Genomic DNA, 16,401 nt, shown 5'->3' on the forward strand with positions numbered 1-16,401 from the left:
TCACGTTAAATCGCGACAATTTCTGCTTTGCCAGTCGAACCGAGCCTGTTATAAACTTACTTGACAATATAAGTGCAAAATAAAAGTTTGCCGGGAGTCCATTTACGACTTCTGGAGCAAACTAGGGAGACAGAGTGACAATTAAACAGTTCTGCGACAATTCTGTACGCAAGTTCTTTCGGGCTGTGCCCACTGTTGAAAATTTGGCCAGTGTTAGGCGTATTGACCCCAATGAGGCCGACCCGTCTGAGCTAGGCTTAAAGCCTAAAGATTTGGAAAAAATCTGGCAGAACGCCGAGGATGTTTATCGCACAGGTATGCATCCGATGATGAATATCTGCCTGCGCCGACACGGCAAAATTGCCCTGCATCGCAGTGTTGGTCACTCCCATTTTGCCGGTAAACCCAATGCCCTTGTGGCCGAGTTAGATACCCCGGTTTGCCTGTTTTCCGCATCAAAAGTGGTTGCCGCGGTATTGATGCACAAGCTCGCCGAAGACGGCCACTTGGATCTGCTCAATCCGGTGAGTTATTACCTGCCGGAATTTGCCAGAGCGGGTAAGGGCAATATCACGGTTTATCAACTACTGTCCCACCGCGCCGGTGTGCCCGGTATTCCGCCAGATGTTCCTATTGAAGTGCTCTATGACCACGACACCGCGTTTGACTTGATCTGCCAGCAAGAAGCCCTCGATCCCGATGGCCGGGTAGTGGCGTATCACGCGCTTACCGGCGGTTTTGTTATGAGTGAGCTGATCCAAAAACTCACCGGGAAATCGGTGAATGAATATCTGGATGAAGTCATCCGCAAACCGATGGGAATGGGCTATTTCCATTACGGTATGCCTCAAGAGAAACACAAGCAGGCGGCTATAAATTACCTCACTGGCGCGCCCAATAAGGGGCCTATTGGTAACCAGTTGCACAAAGTGCTGGGGGCGGAGGTGGATACCGCTGTTGAAATTTCCAATAGTGAGCCGTTCCTGAATGCCACCATTCCCGCCGGCAACCTCTATGCGACTGCCGAGGAGGCTAGCCGCTTCTTCCAAATGTTGCTGCAACAGGGTGAATGGCAGGGTAAGCAAATACTCAAGCCGATTACGGTGCACCGCTTGACCCGCGAAGCCGGTCGGCCCCAATTTGACCGTTCACTGGGTGCGCCGCTGCGCTACAGCGCTGGAACCATGCTTGGCGGGCGCTTTGTTGGCTTGTATGGTCGTCATACGCCCCATGCCTTTGGTCATATCGGCTTTTCGAATATTGTGTGCTGGGCTGATCCCGAGCGGGATATTTCGGTCGCTATTCTCAATAACGGTAAGCCGATTCTTGGTACTCACATTCCTGGTCTATTAAAAATGATCGACAGTATTAGTCAGGGCTGTTCACGCTGTGTGGATATGCATGATCGTCACCACAAGATGGTGGGGGCTTTAGAGGGGTAAATGACACTATGTGCCAATGTTTGGCGCATTTCGGGAAGTCCCACTAGTCAATACGACAGCCATTGGTTAAAGTGGGTAGTAACACGATTTGCCCGTTAGGGTGACTGAGAAGCGGTAGTATTTGTGAAGAAACTTGAGAAACGAATGGAAAAGGCGGCCAGCTACGACGAGTGGCGGGAATTGGCGCTGGAGCATGATCGCAATTCCGGGCGTGAGCACTGGAAGAAGGTCGATAAAACCAGCCTGTACGATTACGCCTCTATTCGCTCTCGGATTGAGCGCCTGCGCTACTTCCGGGAAAACAACGACAATATCGGCCTGCTGTTCACCTTGAACGAAGGTATTCACGGCAATATGGGCGGTATGGGCAAACCCGTGCTGTATACCCGCGCTAAATTTGGCACTAAAAAACTGATCCACGATTATGTGGACGAAATCACCGACTCCCTAGATCATTTGGCCCGGCTTGAAGTCGATAGCCCCGGCTTTGCCGAGCGTTTGGACTTCTTCCGTCGCGCCAATAAATGTTATGGCCGTTCAGCTCTGATGCTGAGTGGTGGTGCGGTATTGGGTAATTTCCACGTCGGTGTGGTTAAGTCACTGTTACTGGAAGATTTGCTGCCAGATGTCATTTCGGGTGCCAGTGCGGGTTCACTGATTGCGGCAGTACTGGGTACGCGCAGCACAGAGGATTTAAAGCAATTTCTCGATACCAAGAACTTGATGAAAGAGCTGGTTGAAGAAGTGGACTTGGTGCGCAATGGGATTTCGAAGGGTACTCCAAGAATCAACCATCGCCTGTTGAAGGAAAAAATTGCCCGCCTAATTCCGGACATGACTTTCCAAGAGGCTTACGAGAAAACCGGCCGCTACATCAATATTTCGGTTTCGCCCTCGGATGTACACCAAACGTCGCGTTTGCTGAATGCGATCGCTTCGCCCAACGTTTACATTCGCAAGGCGGTACTGGCCTCTTGTGCCGTGCCGGGTATTTTCCCGCCGGTGATGTTAGAAGCCAAAAACGTTCACGGTCATCCCCAGCCTTACTTGGCAACGCGACGCTGGATTGACGGCTCAGTAAGCGATGATTTGCCCGCCAAACGCTTGTCGCGGATGTATGCGGTAAACCACTTTATTGTCAGCCAAACCAACCCATTGGTGTTGTGGATGGTGCGCGACACCAAGGCCGACAATTACAGTATCTTTAACTCTATTCGCCATGTTGCTTTGCGTACCATGAAAGAGAGCTTTCAAGTGAGCAATAACTTGGTGCAGCGCTACTTTAAATCGGTGCCCAGCGTACGTCGGGTGTCTAATTTAACGGCGGCTTTGGTGCGTCAGGAATACACGGGTGATATCAATATTATTCCCCGTTCTCGTTTCTTCGACCCGCGTAAACTGCTGCACGAATTGACAGAAGAACAGTTGGATTTCTTTATTCGCGAAGGCGAGAAAGCCACTTGGCCAAAGATTGAGATGATCCGTACCAGTACCAAAATCAGTCGCAAGCTGACAGAAATTCTGGAAGTGTACGAAGCCGAAGAGGCGGGGCGCTTGGGTAAGGCGCATCACCATCTCGGCGCGGAATTTCCCCAGTCACGACGCAAGCAGGCCTAATTGAGCGTTAACCTAGCTTAACTTTCATCTGCAAAAAGCTCCCTCTGTGGAGCTTTTTTTGTGGCTTGGAATATGTGCTATATAGAACACGGTAGCTTTGCAGATCAGAAATGAATTAAGCTTGCTTGTATACCCCGTGGGGTATGTGTATTCTAGCCTCCTCTTGGGCGCAGTTTTGGAGAACAAACATGGTTGAAGCAACTCCTTTCGAGCCGGTCGCGGCGCTGGGCGGCGGTGTGCTGATTGGGCTGTCTGCATTATTACTAATGTGGTCGGTGGGACGTATCGCAGGTATTTCCGGCATTGTATTTGGTGCGGTTAGCAACGGCGGCGAAGAGCGCAACTGGCGCCTGTTCTTTATTGGCGGCCTGTTTATTGGCAGTCTCATTGCGGCTTGGTTAAGTGGTGCCTTAAGCGGCGTTACTCCGGTGGCGTCTACACCCATGATGATAGCCGCTGGATTGATTGTCGGCTTTGGTACGCGTATGGGCTCAGGTTGTACCTCGGGTCATGGCGTTTGCGGTATTTCGCGTTTTTCATTGCGCTCCGTGGTGGCCACGGTCACCTTTATGGCTAGCGGATTTATTACCGTTTTCGTCATTCGCCACTTGCTGGGAGAAGGGCTATGAACTATTTGTTTGTCACGCTGGCGGGGGCGCTGTTTGGTGCCGGTATCACCATTTCAGGTATGGGTAATCCGGCCAAGGTTCAGAATTTCCTCGACCTGTTTGGCCAGTGGGATCCCAGTTTGGCACTGGTAATGGGCGCTGCTCTGGCAGTAACCACGCCGGGCTTTCGCTATGTGCTGAAACGTGGCAAGCCACTGTTTGCTGCGGATTTTTCTCTGCCTACCTTAAAAACAATTGACGGTAAATTGATTGCCGGTGCGGTGCTGTTTGGTATGGGCTGGGGGCTTAGCGGTCTTTGTCCAGCACCGGCGCTGGTAGCGCTTTGGACTGGCGCATCCAGCTTCTTTCTCTTTGTTGCGGCGATGATTGCCGGCATGTTTGCCTACCGCTTTTTGATGGAAGGCAAGTCAGCCTAATCCATTTGGGGAGTACCTTCTGTACTCCCCACATTCTCTATCACTTCACTCTAGGCGCTTTTAATACTCTGTTGTAGACTCAATTCCTTATAATAAAAAGGAGAGTCCAATGAGCGTTCGCTTTACTTTCAATCACGATATCGACACCGTTGCAGAAAAGCTGTTTGACCCTGATTTTCGGGTTGATCGGGCGATTGGCTTGGGTGAGCATAGCGCCGACTGTGAAATGGAAGGCGATGAAGATTCGGTTTCTATGGTGATGAATCGCGAGCTTGAACGTGAGCTTCCCGCCATTCTGGCCAAGGTGTTCAACGCTCGTCAAACCATGCGTTTTGAAGAGAGCTGGGAGCGCTCAGGGGATGGCTGGCAGGGCAAAGTAAATATTCAAGCTGAAGGGCAGCCAATCGTTATTACTGCGGATTACAGCCTGGTGCCCAAGGGCAAGGGCTGTGAGTACACGGCAACCCATTACTGCAAAGCCAAAATTCCCTTGATTGGCGGCAAAATTGAAAAATTTGTGCTCTCACTTACCGACGGTGATGCGGAAAAAGAGCTGCAATATCTGGCGGATGCCTTAGCCTAAATTCAATTTAGCCATTTAGGCGGCATTGGCTTGTCGATCGCTGCGCAGTTGTGCGGCGATCGCGTCTGGACAATTTAAGCGTTTCACATTTTCAAACAGGCGCTGGGCCTCAGGGTATTGGCGCCGCAAATATCCCAGCCATTGTTTGATCGGGCCGCCGGCATGGCGCGGCAGGCAATTCTGGCGGCAGTCACTGAATAAATCTTCAAGCAGGGGCAGTATTGCCAGCCAATCTAAAGGCTTGGGCACATTGCCTGCTTGTTCGGCTTTAATTTGTTGGGCCAGATCTGGGGTGCTCAACAGACCGCGACCTATCATCACTTGCTGGCTTTGGCTTTCTTGCCGACACTGCCAGTAATCCTTGGTATTCCACACCTCGCCATTGGCGATAATTGGCATTGTTGTCAGAGCGTGGAGCGGGGCAATCTGGTCCCAGAATGCGGGTGGCTTATAGCCGTCATCACGGGTGCGGGCATGAACTGCCAATTCGGTGGCGCCAGCCTCAGAAATTGCGGAAACAATCTCAGTTAAGCGTCCGCTGTCTCGGTAGCCAAGGCGGATTTTTGCCGTTACGGGTGTGGTTGCAGGCACCGCGCGACGCATAGACGAGACAATCTCGCCAACTAGCTCAGGCTCGTCTAATAGGACCGATCCACCCCGATGGCGGTTTACACATTTGGCTGGGCAGCCAAAATTGATATCGATGCCCGGCGCGCCGAGTTCTGCAGCACGGGCGGCATTGTCTGCCATACAGGCGGGGTCGCTACCGAGTAGTTGCATATAAACCGGAATACCACTGGGAGTAAGTCCCGCGTTATCCAATTCTGGGCACAGGCGGTAAAAAACTCGCCGAGGAAGTAGCTGGCCGCTGACCCGCACAAATTCAGTCACACAGCGATCTATGCCGCCGAGCTGGGTAAGCAGGGCGCGCATACGGGCGTTAACAACGCCTTCCATCGGTGCGAGGTGGATATTCATACCGGATCAGATATCTGGCTGCGTAAAAAAAGGCGTATTCTACGGTTCGAACCCCTTGAAGACTATATAATTGAACGGAATTTAGTCACTTGGCGTATGTCTAAGAGTCGATCATTTTTAAGAGGTCTCCCTTGAATCGTTTTTCGCTAAAGGCGCTGGTTTCCGGATTGAGTTTTGCAGTGATGACTGCAGGGCTGTTGTGGATATTGGCGGTTCCCGCTCCTGTCGATCCCGAAGTGGCTGCTGAAGAGGCGCAGTTATTTGAAGAGGAATTTGCGGAGTTTTTTGGCGAAGAACCTGAAATTGGTACCCAGTTATTTCTGCACCAGATCCTGCCCGGTAGTGCGCCGGTCGTGGTGATTGGCCGCGATGGTGAAGAGCTGAGGTTTGCGCGCGGAGATGCGATTGTTGAACCCTGCTTAAAATTGGCTGAAGTGTTTGATGATGCGGTATTGCTTGACGATTGCGGTGCCTATCAACTGCTAAAACTCAATGGCGAGAGTTTTGAAACCACGGTTCCGCGAGATGGCCGGTCGGGGCAAGCTGCTCCGATGATCGCTGATTTACGGGGTCAGTCTGCGGTAACAGATTTGGTGGGTGATTATCATCAGCGGCTGTTTCGTCGGCCGTTGTCACTGCGTGGACAAATGGATGTGGTGGTGAAAGAGTCAACGCCGGGTGATAAACAAATTCTATTGTTTCCGGGCAAGGACGCGCGTTTGTTTTCACTGCTACCACTTAAAAACGGCGATCAGTTAAAGGCGGTGAATGGTATTGCACTGGATGGTGGCTCGGCGCTGAATAGTATTTATGCTGAACTGGTTGATGCGCCGGTGCTAACGCTGACTTTGGAGCGAAACGGCCGGGATATGGTGATGCTGATGGCGATGCAAGCCAGTGAATGATTAGCGGGGCAGCAGAATGAAAAAAGGCGGCCAATGGCCGCCTTTTTTGTGCTCGTAAAACCGTGCCCAAATTATGGCAACAAGTGTTTTACGCCGTCGCGTTCTTCTGACAGTTCGGCAGCAGTCGCGTCCATTTTGCCACGGCTGAAGTCGCTTACAGAAACGCCTTGAACGATTTCCCACTCACCGTCTTTGCAGCGGCAAGGGAAAGAGTAGATCAGGCCTTCTGGAATGTCGTAAGAACCGTCGCTGTATACGCCCATGGAAACCCAATTGTCACCGTCAGTGCCCAGCGCCCAGCTGCGCATGTGGTCGATGGCAGCGTTAGCAGCAGAAGCAGCAGAAGAAGCACCACGTGCTTTAATGATGGCGGCGCCGCGTTGCTGAACAACGGGGATGAACTCATTTTCCAGCCAGTCTTGGTCAACCAAGTCAGATGCTGCTTCACCAGAAACTTTGGCGTTGAACAGGTCAGGGTACTGAGTGGCTGAGTGGTTGCCCCAGATAGTCATATTGGTCACGTCATTCACGGTTTTGCCAGTTTTCTGGGCAATTTGAGTCATGGCGCGGTTGTGATCCAGACGCGTCATGGCAGTGAAGTTGCGTGGGCTGATTGAAGGCGCGTTGCGCTGAGTGATCAGGGCATTGGTGTTGGCTGGGTTGCCGACAACCAATACTTTGATGTTTTTGCTGGCGTTCTGGTCAATGGCCTTGCCTTGAACAGAGAAGATCGCCGCGTTGGCTTCCAGCAGATCTTTACGCTCCATGCCTGGGCCGCGAGGACGAGCACCAACCAGCAGGGCGTAATCAGCATCTTTGAATGCTACATTCGGGTCATCGCTGCAGATAACGTCGGCCAGCAGAGGGAACGCACAGTCATCCAATTCCATTTTTACGCCTTGCAGGGCGTCAAGTGCAGGAGTGATATCCAGCAGTTGCAGAATAACGGGTTGATCGTCGCCCAGCATGGCACCAGAGGCGATTCTGAACAGCAGAGCGTAACCGATTTGACCTGCGGCACCGGTTACTGCAACACGAACGGGTTGTTTCATAGGGTTTTCCCTTTGATTTGATAACGAAAATTTGTGAGCGGGTGCCCTCGGAGGTGGATTGCACGCTCCGAGCATGCACCCGTGCCGGGATCTGGCCGTGTTTGGCTATTACACCGAACCACCTCATGCCAGCTGATTTTGGCCGGCTAATGATAGTCATGTCCGCCTCGGATTGCCAGTCGAACAGGGGGATTGTGATGGAATTGCATATGGCTGGCTGATAATTGGTCACTTCTATATAATTCACGGCCTTTTGCAGGGTCGGCTGTTAATGCTGGCTTCTGATCTTTGATATAAGCCGTTTTTTTGAAAGTCAGCCCTTTTGAACGTGAATCCGCGAGAACTGCCATGACCATGCCCAAGCTGGAATTTAACAAGTTGCAAAAGCGCTTGCGCCGGTATGCGGGGCAGGCCATTGAAGATTATCGGATGATCGAAGAGGGCGACCGCATCATGGTGTGCCTGTCGGGCGGTAAATTATGTCCGGTAAATATCTTGTAAACATTGGCTGAGAGCTGCCAACTGTGCTGCTAGGGTTATTGCATCTGTCACGACATGCTAATCTTGTTGGTATTACCTAGTTTTTCTCTTTTCTCTTTTCTCCGTTTGTAGTTGACCCTCACTGTTGATTGATTATTTTTGACAAAATGTAAGCTTCAGCATACAGTCGTATAAAAATTATTGCCCGGTGCGATTTGTCAAGAATGCTTGATGCGACCTTGAAGCGTTACAAATGGAATAAGAAGACCTTCTTCGCCATCGTTAATGGACATTCATGCCCGTTCGAGCCGTACGTTTCGGCATATCTCAATACGCTCAGTTCATACGCAAATAGCACACAGCACCGTTACGGCAGAGATCTGCTATTCATCCTCAAGTACTTTGATCGAAAGGGCATTGATCTGACTGGCCGAATAGCCTCCGGCGACCTGATTAGCATGGCTGAGTATTCGGATTTTCATACGCAGTGTGCCTTGAGCTCTGATATCGACCTTGACTCAAAGGTGGTTCCGCTCTTGTCCCACGCTGAGAGCAAAACGTTCAGGAATATCATGGCGTCAAACAACTTTGTCGCCAGCAAGGTCTCCAGCGAGACTCAGCGTGGACGACTGAACCGGCTTCGAAGCTATATAACGTGGTTGTTTGAGCAATTCCATGATCCACTTTCCGTCGGTGAGAAGCTCGAACGCAATTTCGAGAAATTAACAATGAAGATGCTCCAAGATGAGCGTTCATTGAATGTCGTTGAGGCGCATGTGAATCGACACCCAACTAAAGATGCGATTCCGCCAGACGTCTTTTGCAAGTTAATTGAGATCATTCGACCATCGTCCCCTAACAACCCATTCACCCAACGTAACCGATTGCGGAACTACCTGGTCGTCACATTACTTCTCGACACGGGTATTCGGCGAGGCGCACTGGCAAAGTTAAAGATATCGGATCTACGCTCTGACAGCTCCGGTGCGGCGCTTTGGATTTATCCAGAGCGCGATGACGTATCGGACCCACGGTTGGAAAGACCGAACCAAAAAACCAAAGCTCACCTCGCGGCGCTGAACCCCACGGTCATGGATGCCCTTTTGTTCTACATAGAAAGTGACCGGAAACTGATATGCGGATCAGCCGAGAACGACTTTGTCTTTGTAAGTAACAGCAATGCGAAGGGCACAAAAGGACAGCCTCTTGCTGCGAAATCAATCAATGAAGTGTTCTTCACGCTTTCAAAGGTGCTTGGTTACCGCGTACACCCACATTTGATGCGGCACATGTGGAACGACCTTTTTGATGACAATAGCGATCATCAGAACTTCACATCACAACAGGTTGAAGATGCCAGAAAGTACGCAATGGGGTGGTCCGCTAACTCGGCAATGTCGGACATATACAACGATCGAAGAACCTATCAGAAAGTTCGGAAAATCATGCAGTCCCACCAAGATCGTGTGGATGGTGCGAAATGAATGCCCTGTTGCAACAGGCAATGCGGTCGCATGAGCCAAACACAATTACCGCTCAAAGCGGCCTTAAAGTTGACGTAACCGCCGATTCTTGGCAGCTGCTCGCGACGACCAGTAAAGGTTGGAAGTTTGATATGAGCTGGGTCTGGAATACGGCTATTTCGGATGAAGACAGAAGCGACATGCTAACGGTCTATTCGCACTACGCGACGTCGAAGGCTGCCGGTACGACCTCAACAATTGTATCTAATACCAAACTATACCTATCATCAGGAATCCCACCGTTGATTAAGTTGAGGTCGCTGTGGAGCGGCCTTCCGGTGTCTCATAAGAAGGGGCTTAACCAATTCTTTGGCACGCTTTGCAAACTTGGATACAAGCAATACAACGATTACCACGGATTCACGAAAGCCAACTTGGACAAGGAAAAAACACTCACATTTGATTCGAAAAGAGGTGCGCTAAGTCACCAAGAGTTTGATAGCTTTTGCGCCGCTTTGAACCTGCGCCTCCAGTCGATTGACTGGAATGCAGACCGCTCGCTCGAATTTTTCCAATCACAATCCTTCAGCCAAATTTGCCGTTCCATTAGTAATAAACTAGCGGCAATCACTGTTCGTCGCCCCATACAATTGTCGATGCTCAAATGGATAGATGTGATTCCAGTAGGCAGTGGGTTTGAAGACCAACGAATCGACCCATCCCAGGAAGTTGGAAATATTGGCATCGACCAACTCCAGATAAGGTTTTTTCATGCAAAGGCTAGCGGCAGATCGTGGAGGACGGCACCAGAGAGGTTCCCGGTTGCTCTCAACGCGCAAAGCTCAGAGCTAATCGCCAGTTACAAACGGCTCTATATGCATGGTGTCCAGCTCTGGCTGAAAAATAGCGGTTGTCCGGTCACCCATGAAGAGACGCGTGATTTTTTGCCTCATATGCCGATGTTCCCGTTAACTGGCTTGTTCAATGAAAATATTGGCTCGATTGAGAGCTTGAGGTCGCTGTTTACTCAAGAGTCTCGTGGATTTCATGTCAACGAATCTGCAATAGCGATGAGCATGAGATACGTTGCAGCTGAATCCAGCCGGACGAAGGATTGCACAGTGACGTCGAACAGAATTCGGCATACAGTGCTGACTCGGGGCGCACAGGCGGGCTACACCGCAGCGACGTTAGCAAAGATCACAGGAGTTACTGAGCCCGCGGCTCGGCATTACATTGACCTTGACTACCGATCGCGTCGGATGATCGACGAACTCTATGATGGATCGGAGTTTTTAGCTGCTGTATTCAGCGATCCACTGGAGAGAGTCTCAGGCAAAGATGCGGAGGTCCTCGATCATCAGTTCAACAGCGTCGGCGGCATAAGAGATAAGCAAAGTTGCAACTCTTGCTCGGCTGTTACCGGGCGACCGATTGGCTGCTACGGGTGCAACAACTTTCGACCAATTCTGGAAGCTGATCACGCCGGAGTGCTTGAGCTGGCTGAACAGAAGCTGGCAGCCAATAGCAAAAAGCTACTTTCGCCCGTCGAAAAGCTCAGTGTGGAGAAGCTTACAAAACAGGTCGCGTGGATCAAGCGAACGATAGACGTGTGTAATCAAGTGCTGGAGGTACGACGTGGCGTTGAATAAGTACCTTGTCCGTACTCATGCACTAATTCAAAAGTACAAGGATGAAGCGCCCTTCAAGCAGTTCCAAAACCTAGATGGCCAATTGGCAACTTTCGATAATCTTGTCTGGTTTTACATTGATCCAAACAATGGCAAGAGAACTCGGATTTTAACCGGAAGGCACGGCACAAGAGGATCTGGATCGGCAGGTTCAGCCCCTAAATACGCATTGCCAGAGCCATACGGAGACTTGTTGAAGGTTTTCGTGATTGAGGCGTTTAATGCCTCTGTTTTCGCCTCGGAGATACAGGCACGTATCGGAGCGGCGCGATACTTACTCACAAACATGCAGGGTAACCTCCATACACAAACAGGATCAACGATCATCGAATGTTTCGGGGAGACTAGGCTTGATCGGATGGTGGTATTCCTTGAGTTCTGTGAGCGACAAGGGCTGATGCCTCGTGCATCCGATCAGGTTCGTCGTAATATCAGGGATAAACGTGATCGGACGGGTCACAGTGTCGAAGCCACCCGCAGAGAGAAAATGGCCAATGAGGAGGTCATAAGAGCTGCTGGGAACATATATGCAAAAACAATCACCAGTCTCAAACAAGGAAATGCCGGACAAGGCTGTTTTCGAGATGCATTGACTACATTTATTGTTTTGCTTTGCTGCGCATCACCGAATCGAGCCGGGGCTGAAGTGCCACTTCTTGTCAATCAGAAGCTCCAAAGTTATTCAGAGGATGGTCGAGCAGATGTTTTTTATCTTGATTGGCCGGGTAGCAAAGGCTATCAAGACAATCGAACCCATATTCTTTCGGCACTTAGCGGTCATGTTGAGAAAGGGATAAACTACTTCTCAAAAGCCTGTCAGCCAGGTCGAATCGTAGCTTCCTATTACTCTCGGCCAGACCAAACACTTGGGCAGCTACTAAAAGGGTTTCCAATCGACCCGGAAAGAAAAGTGCGTATAGACCTGAATCGTAAACCTCATCTTTTCACTTTAGGTTACGCATTAGGTTTCTATGACGTTGATACAGAAGTTCATGTATTTATTCATGACGCTGAAGATCAGGGGGCACCGTACGAAAGAAGCAGACCGATAAAACTAGCCACACGCAAGAGCTGCTGGAAGTCCAAGTACATATTCGAACTGCAGATAGAGGATGAAATTTCATCAAACGCGATGAGATTGGCAAAACGACCCGGTATTGAGCGTTTGTTGGGAGTCAATTTTAGTTTTTCTCAGGCTCCGAGGTTTGACCCAAATCAGAATCGTTTAATTTCTATTGGACAGCTTGAGAAAGTAGTGCGTGATTTGCAGAGAGAGGCATTCCCCAGCTTCCCTGCAGGTTTTTCTACTGGTGATTTGAATAGCGTCAAAATGGACGTTGCACTCTTCTGTGTTTTAGGTCATCAGTTCTTTAAGAACGGCGCTAATAGAAAAAGGGGAGGCGTGCCAGGCCAGCAGGGATACTACCATATACTGACCCCGCGCTCTCTTTCAACGATGGCTAGTTGGGGGCTTGGTAAAAGTGGTGATATTTTCCTACGTCACGGTTTCAGTTCTAACTACTTTCTGAATCTACATCAACTCCGTCACTATACGAATACCATTGCCGACAAAAGCGGTATTCCCAACGAAGTCTTGACAGCTTGGTCGGGTCGCAAAAGTCGCGAGCAAACATACGAGTACATTCATACCAGCCATGCTGAGCGCAGTTCAAGAGTGGCGGGCGTTCAGAAAAAGGCGACCGAAACCACCCAACCGATTCGCTGGGTCTCAAGCAACGAAATTGCGCGGGAATTTAACTTGCCCGCAAGTGTTACTTCGACGGGTCTTTGCACTCAGAATCTGGTTGTGATTCCGTGCGAATACCTGAACGATTTTGTATCGAGTTGCTTCATGTGTCCGAATGCCTGCCATGTAGCTGGAGATGGTGACGCTATCGATACACTCGAAAAGGACTGTCAATTCCAGCACCGGCGCCTGGAGGCGGTTAAAAATGATAATCGCCTCGGTGCCTCACGTGCAATGCAGGAGTGGTTCGTTCTCCATAACTTTAATACACAAGTCCTAGCTCAGCTCGTCCAGCTAATGAAAGATATGCCAGTCGGCACTGTGATCTCTTTCAGTGAAAAAGCTCGACAGTTCAATCTCCTCGATGCTAAGTCCAAGAAACTTACACAAGTTTTGGCCAAGCTTACGGATTCCCATAAGGATTTGCAGAACGCTCTTGCAAGACAAGAAAAGGCTACAGACGAGCCTCGCTCCAATAGAGATTTGAAGGAATTAATGGCCAAATACAGCCTTGCGGAGACAGAGTAAATGGCGCTACCCAGCATCTCAGCGCAAGACCAGCGGCGTATCGAGCGACTGATTTCCAACTGGAAAGGCAAACTGACTTGGAAACTGCTTGCGAAGGCGATTGAGCTTGAACTGGAGATCAAAACAACACGCCAAACGCTTTGTACCTATAGAGGAATTTACACTGCTTATTCGAACCGAAAAAGCGACCTTCGCGGCGTTACTCCTGAGGTTGTGGCTAGCATCACTCGGTCAGATATTAATGCCCAGGAGCGCATAGCACGCCTCGAAAAGGAAGTTCGCGATTTGGAAGAAAAGAACGCCCAACAATTACGAATGATTGATCGTATTTTTGCCAACGCAACCGCTATTCCGAATCTTGACCTTCGAGATCTCGTAAAGGAAAGACCTGAAGAACTTAATGTGAGACCGAAAGTATGACAAACGCTGGAAAACGCCTTAAAAAGATATATCGTTTGGTAGGGAGAGCCGTTTCAGATTATCAAATGATAGAGGATGGCGATAAAATTATGGCGGCGATAAGTGGGGGGAAAGACTCATTTTTAATGCTAGATGCACTGCTGCACTTACAGCGAGTCGCAAAAGTAAAATTTGAGGTTGTTGCTGTAAATATGGATCAAAAACAACCAGGCTTCCCTGAGGATGTGCTTCCAAGATATTTGGAAGAAAACAATATCCCATACTTTATTCTGGAAAAAGATACCTATTCTATCGTCAAAGCGAAAGTTCCAGAGGGAAAGACAACTTGTGCGCTCTGTAGTCGCCTGAGAAGGGGCAGCCTTTACGGTTTTTCGGAAGAGATCGGGGCAACAAAAATTGCTCTGGGTCATCACATGGACGACATTGTTGAGACAATGTTTCTCAATATGTTTTTTCAGGCTAAATTATCAGCTATGCCGCCAAAATTGTTGAGCGACGACAAGCGGAATATCATTATCCGTCCTCTTGCATATTGTCGTGAAAAAGATATCGAAAAGGTTGCTAGGGATCGAGCCTATCCGATAATACCCTGCAATTTGTGTGGTTCCCAAGAAGGCTTAAAGCGCCAAGCAGCCAAAACAATGTTGGAAGAGTGGGACGCACAAGACCCGGATCGTGTGGTTAATATTTTCCGCAGTCTTCAGACGGTTAAGCCCTCTCAGCTTGCCGACACTAGTCTATTTGACTTTGCCTCGCTCCATATTGAGCGTCCTGCTCTGATACCCGTAACAAATCTTGCGGACGAGGTGAATACTGAAAGCCTCTTGAAGGAAGCCTAGAGGCGTAATGATAGTAACGTTTCGGGCAATTGCGTTGGCGGGGGAGCTATGAGGCTCCCCAGTCTAGGGAAAGGTTTACGCAAGTTCTGATATTCAATTTCTAGAGTAATACTCTAAATTGCCTCTTGTCGGCATCCGATGATTTCAGGATACGGTACTCCATCCCGCTTGCCACCGCGATTTGCTGGGCAAAGTCCTTCTTGGCCTGTACAACAGCGTCCTCGATCTGGTTGTCGGCCTTCACCTCGACGATAACGTACTTCAGGCTGCCATCTGCTTCTTCACGTTGAAAAATGAAGTCAGGGTAGTAGCTGCGCACAGTCCGTGAATCGGGGTCGATGTACTGTATGAAGAAATCGGACTGGCCGTGTGTCAGCATTCCGGTGAAGTAGAGCTTTTTGACACGCTTCTCGCGTAGCAGATCCCAGAATAGCCAGTTCTCCGAGCCGGAGTCGAAGCAGTAGGTGTCGAGGTGGAAGCTCTTGGCGCGCTCTTCATCGTTGATCTTCTCGTCGTGCATCCGAACGATCTTATCCTTCGCCGCCGACATCTCGTAGTAGCCGTTCGGGGGCAGCTTAATCAGATCGACCTCGTGCTCCTCGGTTTGCTGCGATTCGTCCAAGTCGTAGAGCTGGCGGAACAGGCGCGGTATGATTTCGTCGTAGAGAAGCTCGTTGAACTCATTGGTGATGGCCACCAGCTCGTCGGAACCCTCTTTCGTCTTGGCTAGCAGTTCCTCGATCTCCAGCGGACACCGGTTCAGATAGCGGGATACCTCGGCCACAAGCGATAGTTGTGAGAAGGTTCGCTTCTTCCGGCGCGATGTGAGATCAAAGGTGCGGCTGCCGGAAGCGAGTGCCGCGTCGACGGCGGTCAAACCATCCTGCTGAGTTTCGATCAGACGGTATTTCTCGACCAGTTCGCCCCACTTCTGCGCATCCGCTCGCTCGGGCATCAACGCTTGCCCCGTCAACAACTGCTTTTCGCGTATCTCGTATTGCTTTCGCACACGCACTAGCTTGATCTTGACCGGCGGCTCAACCACGCGCACCTCCACGCGCTCCTTGTCCTTGCCGGTTTTCTGCAGCTCGTCCGCGCTGATGCGGAAGTTCTGCTGCAGCTCGTCGTTCAGGGTGTTGAGGTTGTCCTCGGAGAGGAAGACATTACCAGTGTGCTGAGCCTGCCCGATAGCCCTTAGACAGCGCATGGTGGCTTGAAGTACGAATACCTTCGATTTAGGCGAACGAAATAGTCCAACGCCAAACAGCGAGCGGCAGTTCCAGCCTTCCCGGCCCTTGTTGACCAGCAGGATGAACTGCTTTTCCGATCCTTCGGTGTCGAGCCGGTTAAATTCGCGGATGTCATCGTTAGTGGTAATCTTGCTGTCACCCACGTTGATCAGAATACGCGAGGTCGGGATGCCGTGTTTGAGAAGCGCTCGCTCCACAGCAGGTTTCAGCTCTTCGGTCAGCTCTTCAACTGTTGCGGCGAAGAACGCCAGTTTGGGCAGCAAGCCTTCCGGGCGCAGTTCGCCAGACTCTTTCAGGAAGTTCTCGATGGCGATGTCGACAAACTCGTCAGTGCGGGTGTTGGCGTAGCCGTGGAGCGTAA

The 16,401-nt window shown here is 50.3% G+C and carries 14 protein-coding genes and 1 pseudogene; 12 read left to right on the plus strand and 3 right to left on the minus strand.

Features of this window, described 5'->3' with window-relative positions; genetic code table 11:
* The first annotated feature begins 134 nt into the window (after window positions 1–134).
* The 5 genes from IB286_RS08200 to IB286_RS08220 all read left to right on the plus strand — a co-directional run bounded on the left by IB286_RS08200 (window position 135) and on the right by IB286_RS08220 (window position 4,687).
* On the plus strand, window positions 135–1,442 hold the full coding sequence (locus IB286_RS08200) for a serine hydrolase domain-containing protein (RefSeq protein WP_190764407.1): 1,308 nt from the start codon (window positions 135–137) through the stop codon (window positions 1,440–1,442).
* Window positions 1,443–1,565: 123 nt separating this feature from the next.
* Window positions 1,566–3,059 (plus strand): DUF3336 domain-containing protein, encoded by a 1,494-nt coding sequence (locus tag IB286_RS08205; protein ID WP_190764409.1) that lies wholly within the window; start codon window positions 1,566–1,568, stop codon window positions 3,057–3,059.
* Between the two features lie 188 nt (window positions 3,060–3,247).
* On the plus strand, window positions 3,248–3,688 hold the full coding sequence (locus IB286_RS08210) for a YeeE/YedE family protein (RefSeq protein WP_190764411.1): 441 nt from the start codon (window positions 3,248–3,250) through the stop codon (window positions 3,686–3,688).
* On the plus strand, window positions 3,685–4,104 hold the full coding sequence (locus tag IB286_RS08215; RefSeq protein ID WP_190764413.1) for a DUF6691 family protein: 420 nt from the start codon (window positions 3,685–3,687) through the stop codon (window positions 4,102–4,104). Before IB286_RS08210 ends, IB286_RS08215 begins: the two co-directional genes overlap by 4 nt.
* 109 nt (window positions 4,105–4,213) lie before the next feature.
* On the plus strand, window positions 4,214–4,687 hold the full coding sequence (locus tag IB286_RS08220; protein ID WP_190764414.1) for a DUF2505 domain-containing protein: 474 nt from the start codon (window positions 4,214–4,216) through the stop codon (window positions 4,685–4,687).
* A 15-nt stretch (window positions 4,688–4,702) separates the two neighbouring features.
* On the opposite strand, the gene IB286_RS08225 is transcribed toward IB286_RS08220, so the two are convergent.
* Window positions 4,703–5,665: a tRNA dihydrouridine synthase gene (locus IB286_RS08225; protein WP_190764416.1), complete on the minus strand. Its 963-nt coding sequence runs from the start codon at window positions 5,663–5,665 to the stop codon at window positions 4,703–4,705.
* A gap of 131 nt (window positions 5,666–5,796) precedes the next feature.
* On the opposite strand from IB286_RS08225, the gene IB286_RS08230 reads away from it, so the two are divergent.
* Window positions 5,797–6,570, plus strand: coding sequence for a hypothetical protein (locus tag IB286_RS08230; protein ID WP_190764419.1), 774 nt, complete (start codon window positions 5,797–5,799; stop codon window positions 6,568–6,570).
* A 71-nt stretch (window positions 6,571–6,641) separates the two neighbouring features.
* On the opposite strand, the gene IB286_RS08235 is transcribed toward IB286_RS08230, so the two are convergent.
* Window positions 6,642–7,622 carry a malate dehydrogenase gene (locus IB286_RS08235; RefSeq protein WP_190764421.1) on the minus strand — a complete coding sequence of 327 codons (981 nt, stop codon included), beginning with the start codon at window positions 7,620–7,622 and terminating at the stop codon, window positions 6,642–6,644.
* Between the two features lie 348 nt (window positions 7,623–7,970).
* Here IB286_RS08235 and IB286_RS08240 point away from each other — a divergent pair.
* The 6 genes and pseudogenes from IB286_RS08240 to ttcA all read left to right on the plus strand — a co-directional run.
* Window positions 7,971–8,099: pseudogene (locus IB286_RS08240) on the plus strand (tRNA 2-thiocytidine(32) synthetase TtcA); the annotation flags it as partial.
* A gap of 227 nt (window positions 8,100–8,326) precedes the next feature.
* Window positions 8,327–9,586: a tyrosine-type recombinase/integrase gene (locus IB286_RS08245; RefSeq protein ID WP_036257005.1), complete on the plus strand. Its 1,260-nt coding sequence runs from the start codon at window positions 8,327–8,329 to the stop codon at window positions 9,584–9,586.
* The gene (locus tag IB286_RS08250; RefSeq protein ID WP_051171363.1) at window positions 9,583–11,217 is read left to right on the plus strand and encodes a hypothetical protein; all 1,635 of its coding nucleotides are present in this window, start codon (window positions 9,583–9,585) and stop codon (window positions 11,215–11,217) included. The genes IB286_RS08245 and IB286_RS08250 overlap by 4 nt, the downstream gene beginning before the upstream one ends.
* Window positions 11,204–13,531, plus strand: coding sequence for a hypothetical protein (locus IB286_RS08255; protein WP_036257006.1), 2,328 nt, complete (start codon window positions 11,204–11,206; stop codon window positions 13,529–13,531). Before IB286_RS08250 ends, IB286_RS08255 begins: the two co-directional genes overlap by 14 nt.
* The gene (locus IB286_RS08260; RefSeq protein WP_051171364.1) at window positions 13,532–13,951 is read left to right on the plus strand and encodes a hypothetical protein; all 420 of its coding nucleotides are present in this window, start codon (window positions 13,532–13,534) and stop codon (window positions 13,949–13,951) included.
* Window positions 13,948–14,790, plus strand: a complete 843-nt coding sequence (gene ttcA / locus IB286_RS08265) for a tRNA 2-thiocytidine(32) synthetase TtcA (protein ID WP_027875038.1) — start codon at window positions 13,948–13,950, stop codon at window positions 14,788–14,790. Before IB286_RS08260 ends, ttcA begins: the two co-directional genes overlap by 4 nt.
* Before the next feature lie 100 nt (window positions 14,791–14,890).
* Here ttcA and IB286_RS08270 read toward each other — a convergent pair whose 3' ends face one another.
* Window positions 14,891–16,303, minus strand: a complete 1,413-nt coding sequence (locus IB286_RS08270; RefSeq protein WP_205618954.1) for a TnsA endonuclease N-terminal domain-containing protein — start codon at window positions 16,301–16,303, stop codon at window positions 14,891–14,893.
* Window positions 16,304–16,401: the final 98 nt, after the last annotated feature.

Source organism: Spongiibacter pelagi, assembly GCF_014705705.1.
Classification (GTDB): Bacteria; Pseudomonadota; Gammaproteobacteria; order Pseudomonadales; family Spongiibacteraceae; genus Spongiibacter; species Spongiibacter pelagi.

Coding starts and splice junctions, on each gene's coding strand:
- IB286_RS08235 (WP_190764421.1), bottom strand. CDS start 7,622: ATGAAACAACCCGTTCGTGTTGCAGTAACCGGTGCCGCAGGTCAAATC.
- IB286_RS08220 (WP_190764414.1), top strand. CDS start 4,214: ATGAGCGTTCGCTTTACTTTCAATCACGATATCGACACCGTTGCAGAA.
- ttcA (WP_027875038.1), top strand. CDS start 13,948: ATGACAAACGCTGGAAAACGCCTTAAAAAGATATATCGTTTGGTAGGG.
- IB286_RS08260 (WP_051171364.1), top strand. CDS start 13,532: ATGGCGCTACCCAGCATCTCAGCGCAAGACCAGCGGCGTATCGAGCGA.
- IB286_RS08250 (WP_051171363.1), top strand. CDS start 9,583: ATGAATGCCCTGTTGCAACAGGCAATGCGGTCGCATGAGCCAAACACA.
- IB286_RS08225 (WP_190764416.1), bottom strand. CDS start 5,665: ATGAATATCCACCTCGCACCGATGGAAGGCGTTGTTAACGCCCGTATG.
- IB286_RS08215 (WP_190764413.1), top strand. CDS start 3,685: ATGAACTATTTGTTTGTCACGCTGGCGGGGGCGCTGTTTGGTGCCGGT.
- IB286_RS08245 (WP_036257005.1), top strand. CDS start 8,327: ATGCTTGATGCGACCTTGAAGCGTTACAAATGGAATAAGAAGACCTTC.
- IB286_RS08210 (WP_190764411.1), top strand. CDS start 3,248: ATGGTTGAAGCAACTCCTTTCGAGCCGGTCGCGGCGCTGGGCGGCGGT.